Origin of the sequence: Exiguobacterium sp. Leaf187 (genome assembly GCF_001423925.1) — a bacterium.
GTDB classification, from domain to species: domain Bacteria; phylum Bacillota; class Bacilli; order Exiguobacteriales; family Exiguobacteriaceae; genus Exiguobacterium_A; species Exiguobacterium_A indicum.
Genome location: NZ_LMPR01000012.1, coordinates 118,118 through 137,904 on the forward strand (window position 1 = coordinate 118,118; position 19,787 = coordinate 137,904).

Genomic DNA, 19,787 nt, shown 5'->3' on the forward strand with positions numbered 1-19,787 from the left:
ACACAGTAAAAACTAAATGAAAAAAATGAATGAATAGCCATTCATTATATGCTATACTCATTTCAACACAACTGCTTTAGGGGGAAAGGGGTTTGTTCGAACATGAATACGTTTTTACTCATCAACTGGATTGCCTTCCTACTCGTCATCGGCTATGCGGGCTATCTGTTCACGTCACTCGTCAAAAGTCGTTATGCCGCCATTAAACGGGGGAAAAAGGCGGAATGGACACTGACGAACAAAGAACGATTGGACGCGGTCTTAGTCAACGTCTTCGGTCAAAAGAAATTATTAAAGGATAAGAAAAGTGGCGCCATCCACGTCATGATGTTCTACGGCTTCTTACTCGTTCAATTCGGAGCGATCGATTTTATTTGGAAAGGACTCGCTGTCGGTCAGCGTTTCCCGCACGTCCCACTCGGTCCGCTTTATCCGATTTTTACATTCTTCCAAGAAATCGTCATGCTCGTCATCTTGATTGCCGTCGTTTGGGGATTTTATCGCCGGTACGTCGAGAAACTCGTCCGCTTGAAGCGGAATTTCATGGCAGGTCTTGCGTTGATCTTCATCGGTGGTTTGATGGTCGCCGTCCTGTTCGGAAACGGCTTCTTCCTTGTCTATGAGAATCATTCGACGCTCGGTGAACCGGTTGCTTCAAGCATCGCGTTCTTATTCAGTTGGGTGCCGGAGTCAATTGCGTTTGGATTATTCGTTTTCTTCTGGTGGGCGCACTTACTGTTCTTACTTAGCTTCATGGTTTACATCCCGCAAGGTAAACATGCGCACTTGATTGCCGGTACAGCAAACGTTTGGCTCGGTCGAACGTCGAAAGTCGGGCGTTTGGCACCGATTGATCTATCAGTCATGGAAGAGGCAGAAGACGATGAAGCGGAATTCAGCTTCGGGGTCAACCGAATCGAAGATTTCAATCAGAAACAGCTCGTTGATCTGTATGCTTGCGTCGAGTGTGGACGCTGTACGAATATGTGCCCAGCGAGCGGAACGGGGAAGATGCTGTCGCCGATGGATTTAATCGTTAAATTACGGGACCATCTCAACATGAAAACGGCAGCGATCACTCAACGTTCGCCATGGGCACCTGCCTTTGCGTTCGAAGGATCGCAAGGTAATCAAATCGCTTCCCTGGCAGCAGCCGGACAGATGGATATCGTTCCCGATTCATTGATTGGGAACGTCATTACGGAAGAAGAAATCTGGGCGTGTACGACTTGTCGGAACTGTGAAGATCAGTGTCCAGTCATGAACGAACATGTCGATAAGATCATCGACCTCCGTCGTCATCTCGTCATGATGGAAGGCAAGATGGATCCGGAGATGCAACGGACGATGGCGAACATCGAACGTCAAGGTAATCCGTGGGGGATGAACCGGAAAGAACGCGAAAACTGGCGGAAAAATAGGGATGAACTCGTCGTTCCGACAGCAAAGGAGAAGAAAAAAGCGGGCGAAGACTTCGAGTACCTGTTCTGGGTTGGTGCGATGGGATCGTACGATAACCGAAGTCAAAAAATCGCGATGGCGTTTGCACGTATTCTGAACGAGGCCAATATCTCGTTTGCGATTCTCGGAAACGATGAGAAAAACTCGGGCGATACACCACGTCGAATCGGGAACGAAGTCTTGTTCCAAGAACTCGCAGAAGCAAACATCAAATCATTTGAGAAATACGGCGTCAAAAAGATTGTCACGATTGATCCGCATGCCTACAATACATTTAAAAACGAGTATCCAGATTTCGGACTGAGTCCGGACGTGGAAGTGTATCACCATACGGAATTGCTCGCACGACTGATTGACGAGAAACGGATCACACCGCTCCATGAAGTCAAGGAGCGTGTCGTTTATCACGATTCGTGTTATCTCGGTCGTTACAATGATATTTACGACGCACCACGTTATATTCTCGAGAAGATTCCAGGAATCACGCTCGTCGAGACGGAACGCAATCGGGAAAAAGGGATGTGTTGCGGTGCTGGCGGCGGGATGATGTGGCAAGAAGAAAAAGTCGGCGCACGCGTCAACGTCGCACGGACGGAACAATTGTTGACGGTTCAACCGTCTGTCATTGGGTCAGCATGTCCGTACTGTCTGACGATGCTCAGTGACGGCACGAAGGCGAAGGAAGTCGACGAGGCGGTTGCTACGTACGATGTCGTTGAATTACTGGAACGGTCGATCGTCGGTGTACCAGTCGAAGAACCTGTCGCAACCGTATGAAAAAGTGGGATGAAACGATTATTCTCGTGCGAACGGGAGTAGTCGTTTTTTTTCTCTTAAAAAGCGCGACGTTTTACTGTATGGTTTTGACATGATAAGATAAAAGAACTAGCTATGGAAAGGAGGTGAGAATCTTTTGGGAAGGCGTTACTTCGAATCGGTCAGGTCGCGGAGACCACCGGCTTATCAAAACGAACGATCGATTACTACACATCACTCGGTCTGTTAACACCAGAGCGTACCGCTTCTGGCTACCGTCTGTATGACGAATCGGTCATTCATCAAATCGAAAAGATTGAATATTTGAAGTCTCAACGGCTTTCCCTGCAAGAGATTCTTGCTTCTTTTACGGAACGGGAACAAAAAACAGGGGAGACGATTTATCAGGAAGTGAAACAACTTCAGGCGACGGTTGAAGGACTCGAGCAGCGTTTGTTACATTCGACGGACGTCGAAAAACAAGCGATCCGCTTAGAACTGTCCCGGCGTCTAACATTGATTGCTTCCTTGATTGCACAGCTTTAATACAAAACAATGGAGGTGACCCCTGTTTAGGGGATTTTGGATACTATATTATTCATCAATTTATTTTTAGTGGTCTTGTTGATTGCGTTGACGGCGTTTTTCGTCGGATCGGAATTTGCTGTCGTTAAGGTTCGGATGTCGCGTTTGGATCAAATGATTCAAGAAGGGAACAAAAGTGCCGTCCTTGCGAAAAAAATCGCGGGCGATCTCGACTACTACTTGTCTGCCTGTCAGCTTGGTATCACGGTCACAGCACTTGGTCTTGGGGCACTTGGTGAACCAACTGTTGAAAAGATTTTGCACCCTGTCTTCGATGACTTCGGGATCTCTGCTGCTGTTTCGACACTCTTGTCGTTTGGTATCGCATTCGTATCCGTCACGTTCTTACACGTCGTCATCGGTGAACTCGCTCCGAAGACGCTTGCGATTCAGTATGCAGAACGCATGACATTGTTGTTCGCCCGTCCACTTTATGTGTTCGGTAAAATCATGTACCCATTCATTTGGTTACTCAACGGTTCAGCGCGCCTATTCCTCGGTCTGTTCGGTGTCAAACCTGCAGGGCACGAACAAGCCCACTCGGAAGATGAATTGAAAATCATTATGGCGCAAAGTTTCCAAAGTGGTGAAATCAACCAAACGGAACTTGCCCTCATGCAAAACGTCTTTGCGTTTGATGAGCACATCGTCAAAGACTTGATGGTGCCGCGGATGCGGATGGAGACGATCTCAGAACGTTTGACGAAGGATGAACTGATGGAAATCTTCATGGATAATCCGTACACGCGTTACCCGGTTACAGAAGAAAATGATAAGGACCGGATTCTCGGATACGTCAACGTCAAGGAAGTCTTGACGGATTATGCGAACGGCAATGAGCATCCGGTGACACACTATATCAAGGATTTACCGGTTGTTTCGGAAGTGACGTCGCTTCAAGAGACACTTCGCAAGATGAAACGGACCCGCACCCATCTCGTTCTCGTCGTCGATGAATACGGCGGAACAGCAGGTCTCGTCTCGATGGAAGACTTACTCGAAGAAATCGTCGGTGAAATCCGTGATGAATTCGATGCAGATGAAGTCGAAGAAATCGAACAGGTCAAATCTGACGAGTTCCTACTCGACGGTACAGTCTTGCTCGCTGACTTGGAAGAGCGTTTCAATATTCGTTTTACGAATGTCGAAGATGTCGATACGATCGGTGGCTGGATTCAGATGCACAACATCGATCTTCAGCCAGGTGAGCATATCGACACACCGGACTTCTCCGTCGAAGTGATGGAGATGGAAAACTATCAAATCAACCGCGTCAAGATTTGGTTGCATCCAGCTGAACAAGCAGAAGCATAAGATGGTCGGTTCCTCATGGAGGAACCGGCTTTTTTTCATCGCATCAGTCAAAAAATCAAGAATGGACGGATTGTGCGAACTTTCGGCAGGCATGATAGGAGAATGCAGAGAGGAGCGGGAATGTAATCTACAGCTACTTTATTGTTAAATCGCGTCCTATGAAACGAGGAGGTATTCCGTGCTCGAGCAGATTCCATTCTTACTGAGTCGTTTAGGTATGTTAGCACTGTTAGCCTTTTTATTGTCCCAGTGGCGCATTTCCCGATACATATTCAAGATGGACCGCGGAATGAATCTTCCACTGCTCTTCGCATTCGTGTCATCCGGTATTTTGATGAACTACGCAGGAATTGAACTTTCGCAAGATACGACGATTGATCCGTTACTCGGATTAGCCGTCGAAAAAGATGCCTTGTTGCTTGATACCCGACTCGCTGTCATCGTGACGAGCGGATTGATTGGTGGACCCGTGATTGGCGGCATCACGGGATGTTTGGTTGGTCTACACCGCTACGTACTCGGTTCGTTAGGGGCAGAAGCCGGTTGGATCATCGCCATGCTCGCTGGACTTGCGAGCGGCTGGTATCGAAAACGCTGGCGTTTGCATGATGGTTATGCAATTGTTCCGCCCATCGGTATCGTCTTGACAGCATTGCTGTTTGAGAGTGGAATCACGCTATTACTTGCACCGGATACGGCAAAAGCACTTGATTTGATGAGTCGTGCCGCTTTTCCATTACTTTTCGCAAACATATGTGGGGTCGTACTGTTCATCATGATTTTACGGACACAACTTCGACTCGAAGGAGCACTCTTCGTCCGGCAAACCGAGCGATCCGATCGTCTATTGCAAGCATTACAACCCTTACGAAAGCAGGGATTGACTTCGGAAGTCGCGCGACAGATCGGAGCGACGTTATTGAAGGAGACAAAGATGCAACGGATCGTCGTGCTCGGGGCGACAGAGGTCGTCATCGATATGACGGACCAGCAACCAGCAGTCTGTGGCGAGCAACCGAGACGCGAGGAGCAACGATGGATCGAAGCAGAAGAACCCGTCCGACAGGAAGACGAGCAGACGGGACAAATTCTGAGCTTTCATCCTATGCGCATTAACGGTCAAAAGGCAGGCGTCATCTGTTACTTTTCGAAAGACTTATTTGACGACACCGTCGAGCGAATGACGGAACAACTCGTCCGTTTATTAGCACGAGAGTTGCATATGTACCGAGAAGATCAGTTGCTCCGGTTAAGCGGAAGAAAGATGAAACCGATGTTACACGTCAGCTATCTGAAAGGCATCATCGAAGAAATCCAGCGGACAGCTGATCCGGGAACTCCCGTGAAACATCAATTGAATGCACTGCTTCAACTGTTGACGGCAGCGACGCGGCATGATGAACATCCACTCCGTGAGGAACTGGCGACCCTGAAGGCCTATTTATCACTAGAAGGAACACGGCGTCGCCCGAATCAACTGACCTCTGCCGATATCACGGTCGATCTTGATATCGAGACCGCTGTTGAAGAATACTTCGTTTTCCCGTTCCTTGTGACGCAGCTTGTCGATAATGCACTGCGTCATGCGTTCGTAAAGGCAGGACGCCATCACCGGATTGATGTCCGTGCCTTTAGGGCGACGACGGACTGGGTCATCGAAGTCACGGATAATGGACAAGGGATGCCGCTTGCCGTGATGCAACAACTGGATCAACAGGAGGCGGGGGATTCGAATCTGTTCCTGATTCGACGCGCATTAGACGTGACATACGGTCCGACTGCAACATTACACGTCCACTCGATCATTCATCAAGGAACTCGGATCGAAGTGCGATTACCACTTCCGTCTCTGTAACAACAATGGTCTTTTGCCATTGTTGTTTTTTTGTCTCGTTCCGAGGGTAAATACGAAAACAGGAAAACGTATCGTACAGGAGGAAGCAAATGATGATTACGACAACAGAAGTAGGGCAACTAGGAGATCAGTCCTTGTTACGATTCACGTTACAGAATGTGCATGGGCATAGTATCGATATCTTGAACCGAGGCGCAAAAATTCTTGCCATCCGGGTTCCGGATCAACATGGAATGGTCGAAAATATCGTACTCGCGTTTGACGACCTATCAGAATACCAAGATGATCCGCATCACTTAGGCGCCACGATCGGACGCGTCGGAGGACGAATTGCGAATGGTGCGTTTGCGTTGGAAGGAATGACGTATGTACTCGAACAAAATGAGGGTGAACATCACCTCCATGGAGGAAGCGAAAATTGGGCGAACCGAATGTTCACGCACGAAATCAACGACGACAAACTTGTTCTACGTTTAGATAGTCCGAGTGGGGAGAACGGCTATCCGGGGCACTTGTCGTTCACGCTGACATTCGAATGGACAGACGAGAACGTCCTGCATATCCATTATGAAGCGGAGACGACAGCTTCGACACCATTCAGTCCGACGAATCATACGTACTTTAACTTGACGGGTGAAGCAAAAACGACGATCGAACAGCATCTGTTACGAATGGATGCACCTTTTTATGTTCCGTTGACGAAAGATGCGGTACCGACCGGTGATATTCTCCCCGTCACAGACACCGTCTTTGATTTTCTCGATACCCGTCCCCTGCATGAAGTGACACATGCATCAGATGAACAACTCCGCCAAGCAGGTAGTGGGGTTGATCATCCCTTCCTGCTTAGAGAGGGTGGAGAAATCGTTCTCGATGAGCCAATCAGCGGGCGGCGATTGCGCGTCGTGACGGATCAACCGGGAGTCGTCGTCTACACTGCTAATCATTTGTCGGGCGAGTTTACGATTTGTGGAAGACGCGCAACCCCATACCTCGGAATCTGTTTTGAGACACAAGGATTACCGGATGCGATCAACCAACCGAATTTTCCTTCCGTCGTCTTACATGCCGATGAGCATTATCATAAGCGTACATCGTTTCATTTTCAGATGATGTCATGACGTTTCTTGCGATTTCCACTTCTGTATATGGTAGGATAAAGCGAGAAGAATCTAACGGAGGCTAGGGAAATGACTAAAATAGCATGGGTGACCGATAGTATGGCCTATTTCACGAAGGAAGAGGCAGAAACGATCGGCGTCAATGTCGTACCGATTCAAATCTTGCTCGGTGATACGGCGTATCAAGAGAATGCGATCACGGTCGAGCGACTGTTCCGTGCGCTTGATGCGGACAAAAAGCTGATTGCCAAAACATCACAACCAATTTTCGGAGAGTTCGTCGGAACGTACGAACGCTTGAAAGAAGAAGGCTATGACTGTGCGATTGCAGTGCATTGTACGAATGGACTCTCAAGTACCGTCCAAAGTTCAGCATCAGCAGCGGAAGCAGCCAGCTTCCCGGTTCATATCATTGACTCTCATACGGCGTTTGAGAACCAACAAGAGTTCATTCGTTACGGGATGGAGCTCGCGGCACAGGGGAAATCCGTCGAGGAAATCGTCGCTGCCTTACAAGCGTTGACGAAAAAGACCCATTTCTATATGATCGTCGGTAATATGGAGACGATGCGTCGGGGTGGACGTGTCTCATCCGGTGACTTGTTCCTTGCGAACCTACTCAGCATCAAACCGATCATCACGACGGATGAAGCAGGAAAAATCGTACCATTCAAAAAAGCACGTTCTTTAAAGAAAGCTTACATCGAAATGGTTAAACAAATCGATGAATCGATGCGTCAGCACACGTTCTACAAGAACCGGATTTATGTCGCGACGACGATGGCACCGGAAATGGCAGCGGAACTGCGGCAACAAGTCGCAGCGAAGTTCCCAGATTTGACGATTCTCGAAGGCACGTTCGGACCAGCAATCGGGACGCATGCCGGAGCAGAGACGGTCGGTCTATTCTGGATGAATGATTAAACTGAAACGGATACGACAAGAGGCGACGGATTTTTCCGTCGCCTCTTGTTTCGTTCAAGCTGTAAGTGTAATTCCAAGGAACGCTGCAAGAATTCCGAAACCGTAGCTCGAGATGAGGTAGAGGGTAAGTACTTTACGATTTCCGTCCTGAAATAACTGCAACGTCTCGATTTTGAACGTCGAGAACGTTGTAAATGATCCAAGGAAACCGGTACCTAAGAGTAACGTCCATGTCGTATCGAGATGCGCACCGATGACGAGACCAAGCAAAAACGAACCGATTACGTTAATCAGGAACGTTGCTAGTGGAAATTCACGTTTCCAAACCGTCTTCATCCATTGACTGACGGCAAACCGACTGATGGCGCCGCAAAAAGCACCGATGGCGAGAGCAAGTAGCATCATTCACTCACGTCCTTTCGTCACGTGACGCAGTCGTCGTGTTCCGAGCGCGTAACCGACATAAGACAGGAACAAACCGCCAAATAGGCTGACGAGTACGTAGAGGAACGCGTCCGCTAAATGATGTTCATTAAGTAAGGTCACCGTCTCAACGCTGAATGTCGAAAACGTCGTAAAGGAGCCGATGAAACCCGTGCCGATGGCTGTGATCGCATATTGATGTAAGAGTTTCGTTCGAAATAAAAAGTGTGTCGCATAGCCGAGAAGAAAACTCCCGATCAAGTTGATCGCAAGCGTCGCCCACGGAAACGGACCAGTCGTGAAGTCGCTAATCAGCAGTCCGAGCCCATACCGTGCCGAGGCACCGAGAACACCTGCGAGACCTACGAGTACATACAGCATAGAAATCCTCTTTTCTGAAAAAGTCTACGTTAACCGTACTCCCGCTTTCAAGAAAGCGTCAAGAAAAAAAGTCACTCGAGAGACTTAACGAATGAATTCTTTCTGCCGATGAACAACTGTATGACTTTAATAAGGTGAAGGAGTTTGAACAAGATGGTATCTGCCCTCGAGCAACAAAGTACAAAGATTTTGTCCCGCCTGATTGCAACGTTAATTACGATTGCGCATCCATTGATTTTCTTATTTGCGCAAATGAATTACGTCCCAATCAGTGTGTTTTATCAGTTTTTAGTCGGTGGTTTGATCTTGACGGTCGCGTTGCTTGTGGGCAACCGCCTACTTGGACATCGTCCGAGCGGGAAGTACGTCCAAGTGACGTTAACGTATTTCGTACTCGCTCTCGTTTTAGTGACCTTGCCGTCGCCAAGCATTTGGACGATCGTCTATCTCTACTTGACGATTTCAATCGTCTATTTAATTCCGCGTTTGGTCATTCTCGCCGGAATCCTTGGACTCATTGAGATGGCAGTATTCACAATGCTAGGAACGATTGTCTTTATGAATACATTCGATTTGATCGTCGCCTATGTCATTTATTTGATGATTTTCTCGGCGGCTGTTTTTGTCGCCGTCTTTGGACGGAACGTCATGTTAGCCGTCCGCCAAGAACAAGAACGGTCGGAAGCCTACGCGGCGACGTCGCAAATTGCCCTCGAGCAAACGGCAGCAACCGCAACGGAAGTAACGACGTTCACGGAAGAGATGAGTGAAACAGTTGATGCGGCAAAGGATTCCTTCAGTCAGGTTGATCTGGCGATGCAACAGCTAGCACATGATGCAGCGGGAAGCGTCCAAGCGATTCGTGAAATTCGTCAATTGAATGATCAGCAAGTCAATCGGATGGAGGATGTGACCGTTGCGGTCAATCACGCACTCGAGCGCAGTTCGTCCTCGCGAACGACAGCCGAAAAGAGCAGACAGACGATTGGTCTTGCCGGACAATCCCTGCAACAATTGACGACGAGCATGGATGATTCGGTCACGTCGTTCGGACAGCTTGCTGGACGTTTCCAGGAAATCGTCGCCATCACGTCGAGCATCAATGCGATTGCGGCGCAAACGAACCTGCTTAGTCTCAATGCTTCCATTGAAGCAGCCCGTGCGGGTGAGTTCGGAAAAGGCTTTACGGTCGTTGCGCAAGAAATTCGTAATCTATCAGCACAGACGGCAGAAGCGTCGAAGGAAATCAATGCGATCATCGAACGTGTTGATCAGGACGTCACGCAAACAGGGAACTCGATTCATGCGAGTACGACATTGTTACGTGAGCAGGAAGAGCGTATGGCCGAGAGTCAGTTAGCGCTACAGACGATCGAGACGGATACAACGGAAGTTGTTGGATCAATCCAGTCGGCGCAGACTCAGTTCGCGACGATGACGAGTAGTCTTACTGCTATCACGACAGCAGCCGGTCAACTTGATACGTTCATGAATGCGTTGCTCGCACAAAGTGAGTCACTATCCGGCTTGACACGTCATCAAGTCGGTCAGGTCATGGAGCTGCAGCATGCGATCCATGCCTTGAACGAAACGGCATCCACTCTTCAGCAAACGAATCGTTAACGAAACAGCTCCTCATCGATTGATGGGGAGCTGTTGTGTATCTTCAGACTGTTTGTCGGTAGGACGGACGGGGAAGAAGATAGGGAACGAATATTGAAGGAGGAGTCAACGGATGAAGGCAGCTTACATTGAACAGTATGGTGGATCGGAACAATTCAAGGTCGGAGAACTGGACAAGCCGGTCATCGGACCGGATGATGTTTTAATCGAAGTCTATGCCGCGAGTGTAAACCCGGTCGATTGGAAACTACGCGAAGGATACTTGCGTCAGATGTTGAGCTACGAAATGCCGCTCGTCATCGGTTGGGACGTTGCCGGTGTGATTCAGGAAGTAGGAGAAAACGTCTCCGATCTTCAAGTCGGGGACGCTGTTTTCAGCCGTCCGGAAATCGCTCGCCAAGGAACATATGCCGAGTACGTCGCGGTCGATGCCCATCTCGTCGTCAAAAAACCAGAATCGCTCAGCTTCGCAGAAGCAGCGTCTCTTCCACTCGTCTCACATACAGCGTGGCAGGTCATGTTCGAAGTGATGGATGCGAAGCCAGGTGACCGGATCTTTATTGGTGCCGGATCAGGCGGCGTCGGAACGGTCGCGATTCAACTCGCAAAAGCGAACGGTTTGTACGTCATCACGTCAACAAGTACGAAAAACGTTGACTGGGTAAAAGCACTTGGAGCCGACGAAGTCATTGACTACAAACAGGAAAATCCGGCCGATCGTGTTCGTGACATCGATTTTGTATTTGATACGATGGGTGGCGCCAATCAAGGGGAACTGTATCAGATGCTGAAGCCGAACGGCATGCTCGTCTCGATTTCCACACCACCGGATGAAGAGCAAGCGAAAGAGCATAATGCGCGATCTGCATATGTCTTCATGCAACCGACGGGTGAGCGTTTACAGCATATCGCTAAAGCTGTCGAACGTGGCGAGCTACAACCTGTCGTTGACCGGATCTTTGATCTGGATCAAATCAAGGAAGCACATGATTATGGCGAAGAAGGGCACGCAAAAGGAAAAATCGTCATTCGGGTCAAGGGAGAATAAGAAGAGGAGGACGCTGAAATCAGCGTTCTCTTTTATTTTTTGTCAATCTTTTTATCGAACCATAAACAAAAAATAACCTGGTTAAAAAAGTATAAAGGATAAGGGGTTGCTTCTTCCTATACTAGGGCTATCAGACGTGAGTCAGCCACATTAAAAGGAGGAAGTAACATGAAAAAAGGATTGAAGTGGGCAGGAATTATCGTGATCGGCGCAGTTATTCTCGGGAATCTAGGAGATGACGAAGAACAAGCAGCACCGGAGAAAAAAGTAGAAGTCGAACAAGAAGCAGTCAAATCAGAAGCAAAACCAGTGAAGGCAAAAGCAGTTGCAAAACCGGTCAAGAAAACGTACGGGGTGAATGATCAGGTAAAGGTCGGGAAACTGACGTACGTCGTCAACGACGTCAAGATGGTCGATACGTTGTCGAACGTTCTCGGAGAAAAGAAAACATCAGGACAATTTTTAGTCATCGGTCTGACGATTCTAAACGGAGATAAGGAAGAGCGATTCGTCGACAGCAACATGTTTAAAGTCAATGTCGGCGATACGGAATACTCAGCCGATACGGAACTCGATCTTTATGCGAATGAAGACGGGATGGGCTTCTTCTTAGAGACGATCAACCCGAATATCGAGAAAACCGGCAACATCGTCTTTGAATTACCGAAACAGGTGAAAAATCCGATGCTTGAAGTCTCGTCTGGCTTTGGCTGGGCAGGTGGACAATCAAAAGAGATTCAATTGACACAGTAATGAGTGACCATAGAAGAGACTCAATATAAGAATGACGCGTCTTTTCACGCCCTTTCCTCAGGCGAGACACAAGCTAGTTTTCCTGCTTCATTTAAGCAGGAAAGCGGGTCTTGTTTGTCTCTGACAGCGCATAAATGTGCTTGTTCCTGTAGGAGTGGCGTGTGACGCGTCATTCTTTTTGTTACGAGATAAGGGTGGCAGATCATCATTCTGATACTCTTATCTTTGTGGAAACTGACTTTTGAGTCAGCCCGTTCTTGTTACCGTCCTGATTGTTGGATCGAGAGTTCAGGCGTTAATCGATCGAGTAAAGCGAGCGTCTCTGGATGAGAGGCGAGCGTCTGGTCGAGCGTGTTCCGTTCAGTCTCTAGACATGCTAGATAACGTTGAGCCGCTTCAGCATGCGTTGCGGGTGTCAGGACGTCGTAGATTGCTTCAAGAGCAAGGCGTGGATGGTCTGGCAATGTCGTCGGAATCGTCTTTAATCCAAGTTGAGCTCGTTCAGGAGCATGATGATGGAGTAAGACTTTTGCGAACTTGATTAAGGCGCTACGGAGCATCTCGACTGCCCATAAGTCATTTCCGCGAGCTGCTGCTTTTTTATATTGGAACAAGAACCAGACAGCATCGATTGCTTCATCGGTCGCTTCTTGAGCAGAAAGTGTTAAGTCGCAAGTATCGGTAAAGTCCGTCAACTGTTCTTGTGGATCATACAAGACACGCAATTGATCCTTATGGTTCAGCGAATCAAGCGTCACCGTGAATAAATCAATATGTAGCAGATCATCATAGACGACAATCATCTGCGGCGCGATGATATCGATCTCATCTTTCCAGATGATTGAACGATAGGCAGAAAGGTGGGACAAACGACGCGATAAGAATGTTGTTTGACGTTCTTCCGAGACGAGACAGTATAGATCGATGTCTGAATGGACATCTTCTTCTCCCCGTCCGAAGGATCCTTTCAAGAAGATGGCTTCGACTGCAGGATCTTGTTTGAGTCGAGCAACCAGTTGCTCGATTGCATGAAGTTGATGCATGAGGACTCATTCCTTTCCGAAAACAGAAGTCTATTACGTCAGTATACGTGATAATAGACAGGTTTTTCCATAAAAAATGAGAAATCACATCGAAATGGATTTCTCATTGAGAGGCCGATGCTAATTTTTCTTTCTGTTCAAGATGAATGACGTGCTGTTCGCCCCATGCATTGATGGCGTCAAGAACCGGGATAAGCGTCCGACCATAATCCGTCAGCGAGTACTCGACGCGGGGGGGAACTTCCTGATAAATCTCGCGATGGACGATATCGTTCAGTTCGAGTTCACGCAGTTGAGCCGTCAGCATCTTTTGCGTAATGTTTGGCAATTGTCGCTTTAGTTCACTGAAGCGGAGCGTTCCGTGTGTGATCAAGACGAGTAAAATCGACGGCTTCCATTTTCCGGTCAAGATTTCGAGCGCTGTCTCGACGCGACAGCTTGGTGTCTCTTCCATCGGTCTTCCTCCTTCATGGTATCGTTTAGGATACTATACCACTTATTCGTGCCTACTTCCGCTTCGATCGCTTCCGCGTAATAATAGGGATACGAGCTATTTCATTGAAGGAGGAAACAACATGTCCATTCATCCACAAATCACACTCGGTCCTGTTCGCTTGCGTATCACGGACCTCGACCGTTCGATTTCATTTTATACAACATCACTCGGATTACGCGTGCTAACGCAAACGGATCAGTTGACGGTGCTCGGCGCACAAGATACACCACTCGTTGAACTTGAAGTTCATCCGAATGCCCGCCGTTTTCCACCGAACTCGGTCGCCGGATTATATCATTTTGCGATTTTGCTACCGAACCGAAAAGAACTTGGTTTCGTCATCCGGAATTTAATCGAACAAGGAATTGAGATTGGTCAAGGTGACCATCTCGTCAGTGAAGCCTTTTATCTGTCGGATCCAGATGGGAACGGAATCGAGATTTATGCCGATCGTCCGCGTGAGACGTGGACATACGAAGCGAATGGAGACGTCAAGATGACGACGGATCCCGTCGATTGGCAAAGCATGCTCGTCGAAGCGGGAGAAGAAGACTGGTACGGCATGCCAAGCGATACGGTCATGGGACATGTCCATTTCCACGTCAAGACACTCGAAGCAGCGCGGGCATTTTATGTCGAGACGCTCGGTTTTGAAGTTGCCGCTGACGCTTCGCGAATGCGTGCATTATTCGTTGCTGCCGGTGGATATCACCATCACATCGGTCTGAACGTCTGGTCTGGTGTCAACGCACCGACGAATCCGGAAGATGCGGTCGGACTCGTCTATTGGACACTACGTTATCCGGATCAAGCGACGCTCCAAGCAGCGATCGAGGCGTTGAAGTCTTCCGCTTATACCGTTACGGATCAAGCAGGCGATGTCTATGTCACCGATGATGCCGGAATTACCGCTCGATTGACAACGTAACCGAAAAAAATCCCCTTACAGTGAAAACACTGTAAGGGGATTTTTGGTTTACCGTGAAGACGACGTTGCGTTACCGTCGTACCGGCTGATCAGTTCATACGGTCTGACTTTATATAAGGCATGCGGGAAGTAATGGGGATCCATCGCATCAAGCGTCCGCAACTGGAAGTGTTCCCGTTTGATATACTCACTCAGCGAGTCACGTGTCAGTGGGAAGAAGCCGACATCCGTCGTTTCGCCTTCTTGTGTCGCGAGTTCACCACCGACGGCTTTCCCACGGAAGCAGACGCACAGGACATGGCTTGAGACATTTTGATAGATACCGGTGATGCCATCGATCGTGACATCAACACCGGTTTCTTCTTTGACTTCCCGTTTGATGGCGTCAAGAATCGACTCGTGATTTTCGACTTGTCCACCCGGCATCTCATACGTATCACCCCGGTGGAGGTTGCGGACGAGCAGGACTTCACCGGCATCGTTCGTGATGTACGCGGTCACGCTGACGATCGCGCGAGGGGGAGCATACGTACCGGTCGCTGTCATGAAATCTTCATAGGATTTGATATAGAGGTTTTTGCCGAGACGCGCGCGCTTCTTCATCGCTTCGCGACGTAAGGCACTGTTGCGGACATCACGATCGACTTGTTCGTAATGTTCACGGTCGCGATATTCCCAAATGGCGATGACTTCATCTTCTGCCTCGGTCACCCAGCGACCAACAAGACGGGCACCATGGCTGACTTGGAGCGGGTACAAATAGGTATGGAAAAACTCAGTGAATTCTTCTAGGCGTTCGGGACGAATCGTATAGGTCTTCCGGCGATGTAACATGGAAATTCCTCCTATCAGATGAGCGTTCAGATGTACGTTGTACCCCTTCTCGAACGGACGGATGAAACCCTTTTTCTCGATGTGGGAAAAGGAGTTTTTATTGAACGATTGCGTATACATATCCTCCGGTCTACGTGACTTTAAATCATCGATGATGATCTCTTTTGATCGGAAAAGTATAACTAAAGAAGAACTTAAGAAATGGATAGGGCTCAACTTCAGAAAAATCGGGGATACTGAAAGTAGAGAGAAACAGAAAGAAGGGATACGTGATGGATATCATGGCACTCGTCCGCCTGGCTGGCGGAATCATGTTCACCCCATTGTCGGACGATGTCTTGATGATGAGTTTTGCAGCACTTCGATTACGAGAGGGGATGTACCCGGTCGTCATCTGGTTGACCGCATGGCCGGTCTTCTTCATCGCCTTTACGTGGTTTTATCTACTTGCTCGGTTCTTCCGTGAGATTCCGCTCGTCAAACGCTGGATGAAGTCACGTTTCTTAGAACGAGCAGAAACGATCATCGAACGGCGCGGGTTATGGGCGATCGGACTATCGTTCTTCTTACCCGGCGTCAGACATCCGATTCATTATGTCGCCGGACTCCTCGGTTATCCGTTACCGCGTTATTTAGTAATGACATTCTTAGCAGCAGGCGTGTATACAGGACTCTGGACTTTTTTGATCGTCCGGATCGGAGAAGCTGTGACGTGGTCGGAGCTGTGGAACTGGCTTCAGGTGAATCCCGGAATCATCAGTGCGATCGTAGTCATCTTAATCGGTCTAGTAGTAACAGGTATCGTATATCATCGGCGTCAAAAGGAATCAGTCGAGGAAAGTTCTTCAATATAAAAACATCAAACGAGCAAGCGAATCCAGATCAGGATTCGCTTTTTTAGATGAAGTTTGGTTTTATGAATAAGGATAGTTTTTTGAAATAAGAAGTAATCTACAAGAAAAGTGAAATCATTGTCAAAAAAAGACGTTTTTCACTTCTTAAAAGCTACCTGATTTACACACTGTATTGGCAATTTATCGTCACAAGCAAGTGGCTGAAATTGGATTGTAAACGCTTATACTAGGAGGTGTTCACAGAGTGGACATATTTATTGCCAGAGGAGGATACATATGAATCTCATGCAGACGGAAGAGACGGTCAAAAAAGCACCGACTTCTTCTGCTTACCGGACGATTTGGCGGTGGCATTTTTATGCTGGTATCATTTTTGCACCGTTCCTAGTCATGCTTGCTGTGACAGGATCCATTTATCTTTTTAAGCCACAAATCGAAAACGTCCTGTATCAATCGTATTATGAAGTTACACCACAAGCAGATCGCATCACTGCGACGGAACAGATTGATCGCGTCAAAGCGAAGTATCCCGATGCACTTGTCACGTCGTACCGACCGGGTGAATCCGACGATCGATCCAGTGAAGTGAAGGTCTCGTCACCAGACATGTCGGCGACGGTCTTCGTCAATCCGTATTCTGGTAAGATCATCGGAACATTATCTGACGATGACCGGATCATGAATAAAATCGAAGAGATCCACGGGGAACTGATGGCGGGAACGACTGGCGATCGGATCGTTGAACTCGTCGCCTGTTGGGCAATCGTCTTGATCGTGACGGGACTGTTCCTATGGTTCCCGCGTAAGCAAAAGGGACTGTCAGGTGTCTTGTTCCCACGTCTTCGTCAAGGTAAGAAGTTATTCCGTCGTGATCTCCACGCTGTTCCAGCATTCTGGATCACAGCAGGGATGCTGTTCCTGATCTTGACTGGCTTACCGTGGTCCGGTTTCTGGGGAACGAACTTCCAGTCCCTTGTCACGAACCAAGGGCTTGGTTATCCACCGTCCATCTGGGGTGGGGAGGCACCGACGTCAACACTTCAAACGAAGGATATCGCGGAAGTCCCGTGGGCTGCCGAAACACTTGATGTCCCGCAATCAAAAGTCGAAGGTGCTGTTCCAGCTTCGATCGATGACATCATTGCAATCGGCAAACAACAAGGGATGGATCCAAGCTTTAAGATCAGTATTCCAAGTGACCCGAGCGGTGTCTATACGCTGTCTGCATATCCAGCGAAAGCACAGAATGAAGCGACGATCCATCTCGATCAATATTCCGGTGCCGTGCTCGCTGATTATCGTTATGACAACTATGGTGTCGTCGGAAAGATCGTCGCGACCGGGATCACACTCCACAAGGGAACGGAATTCGGCTGGTTCAATCAGTTAATTAGTCTGTTGATTTGTCTCGGAATCATTCTCGTGGCAGTCAGTGGTTTCTATCTCTGGCTGAAGCGAAAACCAAGTAAAGGGATGGGGGCGCCGAAAGGACCGAAAGCATTCATGTTGAAAGGATTCCTCGCTGTGCTTGTCGTGCTGGGAATCGTCTTCCCGCTCGTCGGTCTATCGTTGCTCGTCGTCTGGCTGGTCGATTTCCTCGTCATCCGTCGTATTCCGAGTGTAAGGAGGTTCTTCAATGCGTAAATCGATACAAACACTCATGCTCGGCGGACTGCTCGTCACGACGACGAGTCTTGCTGGCTGTGCGGTCGATTCCGATGCAGCAGAACAGTATGCCGTAGCTAAGCCGTTATCGATCAAAATGAATATCCCAAAGGACTTACAACCGGATGCCAAGAAAAAGCAGACGTTTGAAGCAACAGTCTGGCGTGAAGCCAAACCGGTTCAAAAAGTCGATTATGTACATTTCGAAATCTGGAAAGCGGATGGAACAGTACGCTATAGTATGGAACCGGCAGAGGAGACAAAGCCAGGTGTCTATACGATTGCGAAGGCACTACCGAAATCCGGCTTGTATTATGTCAAAGCGCATGCAAGCAGTGAAGGTGCGATGATCATGCCAACACGGCAGTTCATCGTCGGTGAGTTATCGAAAGAAGATTTAAAAATCTTACAAGGTGGAGCAAAACCAGCTGGCGGAAGTAGCGGTCACCATCATTGAAGAATAATGAAATAAAAAATGAGAGGGCGGAATACTATTCCGTCCTCTCATTTTTCGTATAGACGATTAATCGTCATCACCATGATCTCCGTGATCATCCCCGTCATCGTCTCCATGATCGTCTGAATCATCATCTTGATCATCATCTTCTGAGTCATCCGAAGAATCATCGTCATCCGAGTGCTCATCTTCTGATTCGAGTTCCTGTCCATTATAGAACTTGATCTGGACGTGTAACGTTTTGATGTTTGGTAATTGAAGCGCCTGTGCGACTAACGTTAATAATTCTTCTTCCGTCATCGATGGTGTGACGAGAAGACGATCTTTTAACGTCGCAACGTCAGTAATACCGATCTCGTCTTTAAAGCGCAATTCTTTCCGTTGATGTTCATTACTGTAACGCCACTCGAACTTTTTCTTATTCGTATCCGTCACTTTGATCATGATCCGTTTGAGTTCTTGATTATTCTGAACTCCGTCTTGATCCGTATCTTCCTGATCGTCTCGAGTCCCGTCCTGATCGCTGTCTGCTTGTGTTGGATCAGAATCGAGTTCAAATTCATCTTCGTTGATAAGCGTATCCCGGTCCCGGTCTTCTTCATTGTCTTTGATGCCATCACGGTCTGAATCCTTTTTCAATGGTTGCGTACCGACGATGAACTCTTCGCGTGTCGTCAATCGATCTTTGTCTTGATCTTCTTTATCATCAGAAATACCATCTTGATCGGAATCCTTCTTCAACGGATTTAGATGCGCTGTGTATTCTTGTTGATTCGTGAGTGAGTCGCGGTCCGAATCCTCTTTCCCATCCTTGATCCCGTCACGATCCGAATCCAATTTAGTTGGGTTGAGACGAAGTTGATACTCTTGTACATTCATCAAACCGTCGCGATCGTGATCTTTTGTTGCGACTTGTTTTCCATATCCCAAATGATATTGTTTTTGCCAAGCATCTGGAATCCCATTTTTGTCTCGATCGACTTGCACGACAGGTTTCTTCTTCGCTTTACTTTTTGCTTCGACAGGTCCAACTGCTTGCGAGACGACGAGCGAAGCAAGTACTGCGCCAATGACAATCCGTTTCATAAGTCCACTCCTGTTCAATAAAAGATAAAAGATGAGGTTATAAGAAGATTCTAATGAAATGATTAGAAAATAAGTTGGCTATTTCGCGAAATGAGTAAATAAAAACTAAAAAATAATGAAAGTGCTGCATAAGTTTATTTCGTCAGAAAAAATATTTTAAATAAAAAATGTAAAAAGATA

19 protein-coding genes are annotated in these 19,787 nt (G+C 47.9%); 13 read left to right on the plus strand and 6 right to left on the minus strand.

All coding sequences use genetic code 11. The annotated features are described in order from the left end of the window. Window positions 1–102: 102 nt before the first annotated feature. From ASF99_RS15905 to ASF99_RS15930, 6 genes are all read left to right on the plus strand, one after another. Complete coding sequence (locus tag ASF99_RS15905) at window positions 103–2,238, plus strand: (Fe-S)-binding protein (protein ID WP_053452457.1); 2,136 nt, start codon at window positions 103–105, stop codon at window positions 2,236–2,238. A 156-nt stretch (window positions 2,239–2,394) separates the two neighbouring features. Further along, entirely contained in the window at window positions 2,395–2,763 is a 369-nt protein-coding gene (locus tag ASF99_RS17725) for a MerR family transcriptional regulator (RefSeq protein WP_035399153.1), read from the plus strand. 36 nt (window positions 2,764–2,799) lie between these two features. Next, on the plus strand, window positions 2,800–4,116 hold the full coding sequence (locus ASF99_RS15915) for a hemolysin family protein (protein ID WP_023466825.1): 1,317 nt from the start codon (window positions 2,800–2,802) through the stop codon (window positions 4,114–4,116). A 178-nt stretch (window positions 4,117–4,294) separates the two neighbouring features. Next, window positions 4,295–5,971, plus strand: a complete 1,677-nt coding sequence (locus tag ASF99_RS15920) for a LytS/YhcK type 5TM receptor domain-containing protein (RefSeq protein ID WP_053452459.1) — start codon at window positions 4,295–4,297, stop codon at window positions 5,969–5,971. A gap of 92 nt (window positions 5,972–6,063) precedes the next feature. Continuing rightward, window positions 6,064–7,092 carry an aldose epimerase family protein gene (locus ASF99_RS15925; RefSeq protein WP_082487305.1) on the plus strand — a complete coding sequence of 343 codons (1,029 nt, stop codon included), beginning with the start codon at window positions 6,064–6,066 and terminating at the stop codon, window positions 7,090–7,092. A gap of 69 nt (window positions 7,093–7,161) precedes the next feature. Then, on the plus strand, window positions 7,162–8,016 hold the full coding sequence (locus tag ASF99_RS15930; RefSeq protein ID WP_053452460.1) for a DegV family protein: 855 nt from the start codon (window positions 7,162–7,164) through the stop codon (window positions 8,014–8,016). A gap of 54 nt (window positions 8,017–8,070) precedes the next feature. On the opposite strand, the gene crcB (ASF99_RS15935) is transcribed toward ASF99_RS15930, so the two are convergent. Both crcB (ASF99_RS15935) and crcB (ASF99_RS15940) read right to left on the minus strand, forming a co-directional pair. Next, window positions 8,071–8,421 carry a fluoride efflux transporter CrcB gene (gene crcB, locus ASF99_RS15935; protein ID WP_023466829.1) on the minus strand — a complete coding sequence of 117 codons (351 nt, stop codon included), beginning with the start codon at window positions 8,419–8,421 and terminating at the stop codon, window positions 8,071–8,073. Continuing rightward, on the minus strand, window positions 8,422–8,820 hold the full coding sequence (crcB, locus tag ASF99_RS15940; RefSeq protein WP_023466830.1) for a fluoride efflux transporter CrcB: 399 nt from the start codon (window positions 8,818–8,820) through the stop codon (window positions 8,422–8,424). Between the two features lie 153 nt (window positions 8,821–8,973). Between crcB (ASF99_RS15940) and ASF99_RS15945 the strand changes: the two genes are divergently transcribed. The 3 genes from ASF99_RS15945 (at window position 8,974) to ASF99_RS15955 (ending at window position 12,244) form a co-directional block, all read left to right on the plus strand. Continuing rightward, window positions 8,974–10,443 (plus strand): methyl-accepting chemotaxis protein, encoded by a 1,470-nt coding sequence (locus tag ASF99_RS15945; protein ID WP_053452461.1) that lies wholly within the window; start codon window positions 8,974–8,976, stop codon window positions 10,441–10,443. Window positions 10,444–10,555: 112 nt separating this feature from the next. After that, window positions 10,556–11,491: an NADP-dependent oxidoreductase gene (locus ASF99_RS15950; protein ID WP_053452462.1), complete on the plus strand. Its 936-nt coding sequence runs from the start codon at window positions 10,556–10,558 to the stop codon at window positions 11,489–11,491. Window positions 11,492–11,659: 168 nt separating this feature from the next. Beyond that, window positions 11,660–12,244 (plus strand): DUF4352 domain-containing protein, encoded by a 585-nt coding sequence (locus ASF99_RS15955; RefSeq protein ID WP_023466833.1) that lies wholly within the window; start codon window positions 11,660–11,662, stop codon window positions 12,242–12,244. A 260-nt stretch (window positions 12,245–12,504) separates the two neighbouring features. Here the strand turns inward: ASF99_RS15955 and ASF99_RS15960 are convergent, their stop codons facing one another. Both ASF99_RS15960 and ASF99_RS15965 read right to left on the minus strand, forming a co-directional pair. Next, the gene (locus tag ASF99_RS15960) at window positions 12,505–13,287 is read right to left on the minus strand and encodes a nucleotidyltransferase domain-containing protein (protein WP_053452463.1); all 783 of its coding nucleotides are present in this window, start codon (window positions 13,285–13,287) and stop codon (window positions 12,505–12,507) included. A 103-nt stretch (window positions 13,288–13,390) separates the two neighbouring features. Then, window positions 13,391–13,741 carry a winged helix-turn-helix transcriptional regulator gene (locus ASF99_RS15965; protein WP_053452464.1) on the minus strand — a complete coding sequence of 117 codons (351 nt, stop codon included), beginning with the start codon at window positions 13,739–13,741 and terminating at the stop codon, window positions 13,391–13,393. 121 nt (window positions 13,742–13,862) lie between these two features. On the opposite strand from ASF99_RS15965, the gene ASF99_RS15970 reads away from it, so the two are divergent. Continuing rightward, complete coding sequence (locus tag ASF99_RS15970; RefSeq protein WP_053452465.1) at window positions 13,863–14,711, plus strand: VOC family protein; 849 nt, start codon at window positions 13,863–13,865, stop codon at window positions 14,709–14,711. A 48-nt stretch (window positions 14,712–14,759) separates the two neighbouring features. On the opposite strand, the gene ASF99_RS15975 is transcribed toward ASF99_RS15970, so the two are convergent. Then, window positions 14,760–15,545, minus strand: coding sequence for an NUDIX domain-containing protein (locus ASF99_RS15975; RefSeq protein WP_023466838.1), 786 nt, complete (start codon window positions 15,543–15,545; stop codon window positions 14,760–14,762). Between the two features lie 272 nt (window positions 15,546–15,817). Between ASF99_RS15975 and ASF99_RS15980 the strand changes: the two genes are divergently transcribed. The 3 genes from ASF99_RS15980 to ASF99_RS15990 all read left to right on the plus strand — a co-directional run bounded on the left by ASF99_RS15980 (window position 15,818) and on the right by ASF99_RS15990 (window position 18,521). Continuing rightward, window positions 15,818–16,399 carry a DedA family protein gene (locus ASF99_RS15980; protein ID WP_053452466.1) on the plus strand — a complete coding sequence of 194 codons (582 nt, stop codon included), beginning with the start codon at window positions 15,818–15,820 and terminating at the stop codon, window positions 16,397–16,399. 276 nt (window positions 16,400–16,675) lie between these two features. After that, window positions 16,676–18,043 (plus strand): PepSY-associated TM helix domain-containing protein, encoded by a 1,368-nt coding sequence (locus ASF99_RS15985; RefSeq protein WP_055969963.1) that lies wholly within the window; start codon window positions 16,676–16,678, stop codon window positions 18,041–18,043. Then, entirely contained in the window at window positions 18,036–18,521 is a 486-nt protein-coding gene (locus ASF99_RS15990) for a FixH family protein (protein WP_023466843.1), read from the plus strand. Before ASF99_RS15985 ends, ASF99_RS15990 begins: the two co-directional genes overlap by 8 nt. Before the next feature lie 66 nt (window positions 18,522–18,587). Here ASF99_RS15990 and ASF99_RS15995 read toward each other — a convergent pair whose 3' ends face one another. Then, the gene (locus ASF99_RS15995; protein WP_053452468.1) at window positions 18,588–19,607 is read right to left on the minus strand and encodes a hypothetical protein; all 1,020 of its coding nucleotides are present in this window, start codon (window positions 19,605–19,607) and stop codon (window positions 18,588–18,590) included. Window positions 19,608–19,787: the final 180 nt, after the last annotated feature.

Coding starts and splice junctions, on each gene's coding strand:
- ASF99_RS15975 (WP_023466838.1), bottom strand. CDS start 15,545: ATGTTACATCGCCGGAAGACCTATACGATTCGTCCCGAACGCCTAGAA.
- ASF99_RS15955 (WP_023466833.1), top strand. CDS start 11,660: ATGAAAAAAGGATTGAAGTGGGCAGGAATTATCGTGATCGGCGCAGTT.
- ASF99_RS15930 (WP_053452460.1), top strand. CDS start 7,162: ATGACTAAAATAGCATGGGTGACCGATAGTATGGCCTATTTCACGAAG.
- crcB (WP_023466830.1), bottom strand. CDS start 8,820: ATGCTGTATGTACTCGTAGGTCTCGCAGGTGTTCTCGGTGCCTCGGCA.
- ASF99_RS15950 (WP_053452462.1), top strand. CDS start 10,556: ATGAAGGCAGCTTACATTGAACAGTATGGTGGATCGGAACAATTCAAG.
- ASF99_RS15995 (WP_053452468.1), bottom strand. CDS start 19,607: ATGAAACGGATTGTCATTGGCGCAGTACTTGCTTCGCTCGTCGTCTCG.
- ASF99_RS15985 (WP_055969963.1), top strand. CDS start 16,676: ATGAATCTCATGCAGACGGAAGAGACGGTCAAAAAAGCACCGACTTCT.
- ASF99_RS15990 (WP_023466843.1), top strand. CDS start 18,036: ATGCGTAAATCGATACAAACACTCATGCTCGGCGGACTGCTCGTCACG.
- ASF99_RS15960 (WP_053452463.1), bottom strand. CDS start 13,287: ATGCATCAACTTCATGCAATCGAGCAACTGGTTGCTCGACTCAAACAA.
- ASF99_RS15945 (WP_053452461.1), top strand. CDS start 8,974: ATGGTATCTGCCCTCGAGCAACAAAGTACAAAGATTTTGTCCCGCCTG.
- ASF99_RS15965 (WP_053452464.1), bottom strand. CDS start 13,741: ATGGAAGAGACACCAAGCTGTCGCGTCGAGACAGCGCTCGAAATCTTG.
- ASF99_RS15980 (WP_053452466.1), top strand. CDS start 15,818: ATGGATATCATGGCACTCGTCCGCCTGGCTGGCGGAATCATGTTCACC.
- ASF99_RS15970 (WP_053452465.1), top strand. CDS start 13,863: ATGTCCATTCATCCACAAATCACACTCGGTCCTGTTCGCTTGCGTATC.
- crcB (WP_023466829.1), bottom strand. CDS start 8,421: ATGATGCTACTTGCTCTCGCCATCGGTGCTTTTTGCGGCGCCATCAGT.
- ASF99_RS15905 (WP_053452457.1), top strand. CDS start 103: ATGAATACGTTTTTACTCATCAACTGGATTGCCTTCCTACTCGTCATC.
- ASF99_RS15925 (WP_082487305.1), top strand. CDS start 6,064: ATGATTACGACAACAGAAGTAGGGCAACTAGGAGATCAGTCCTTGTTA.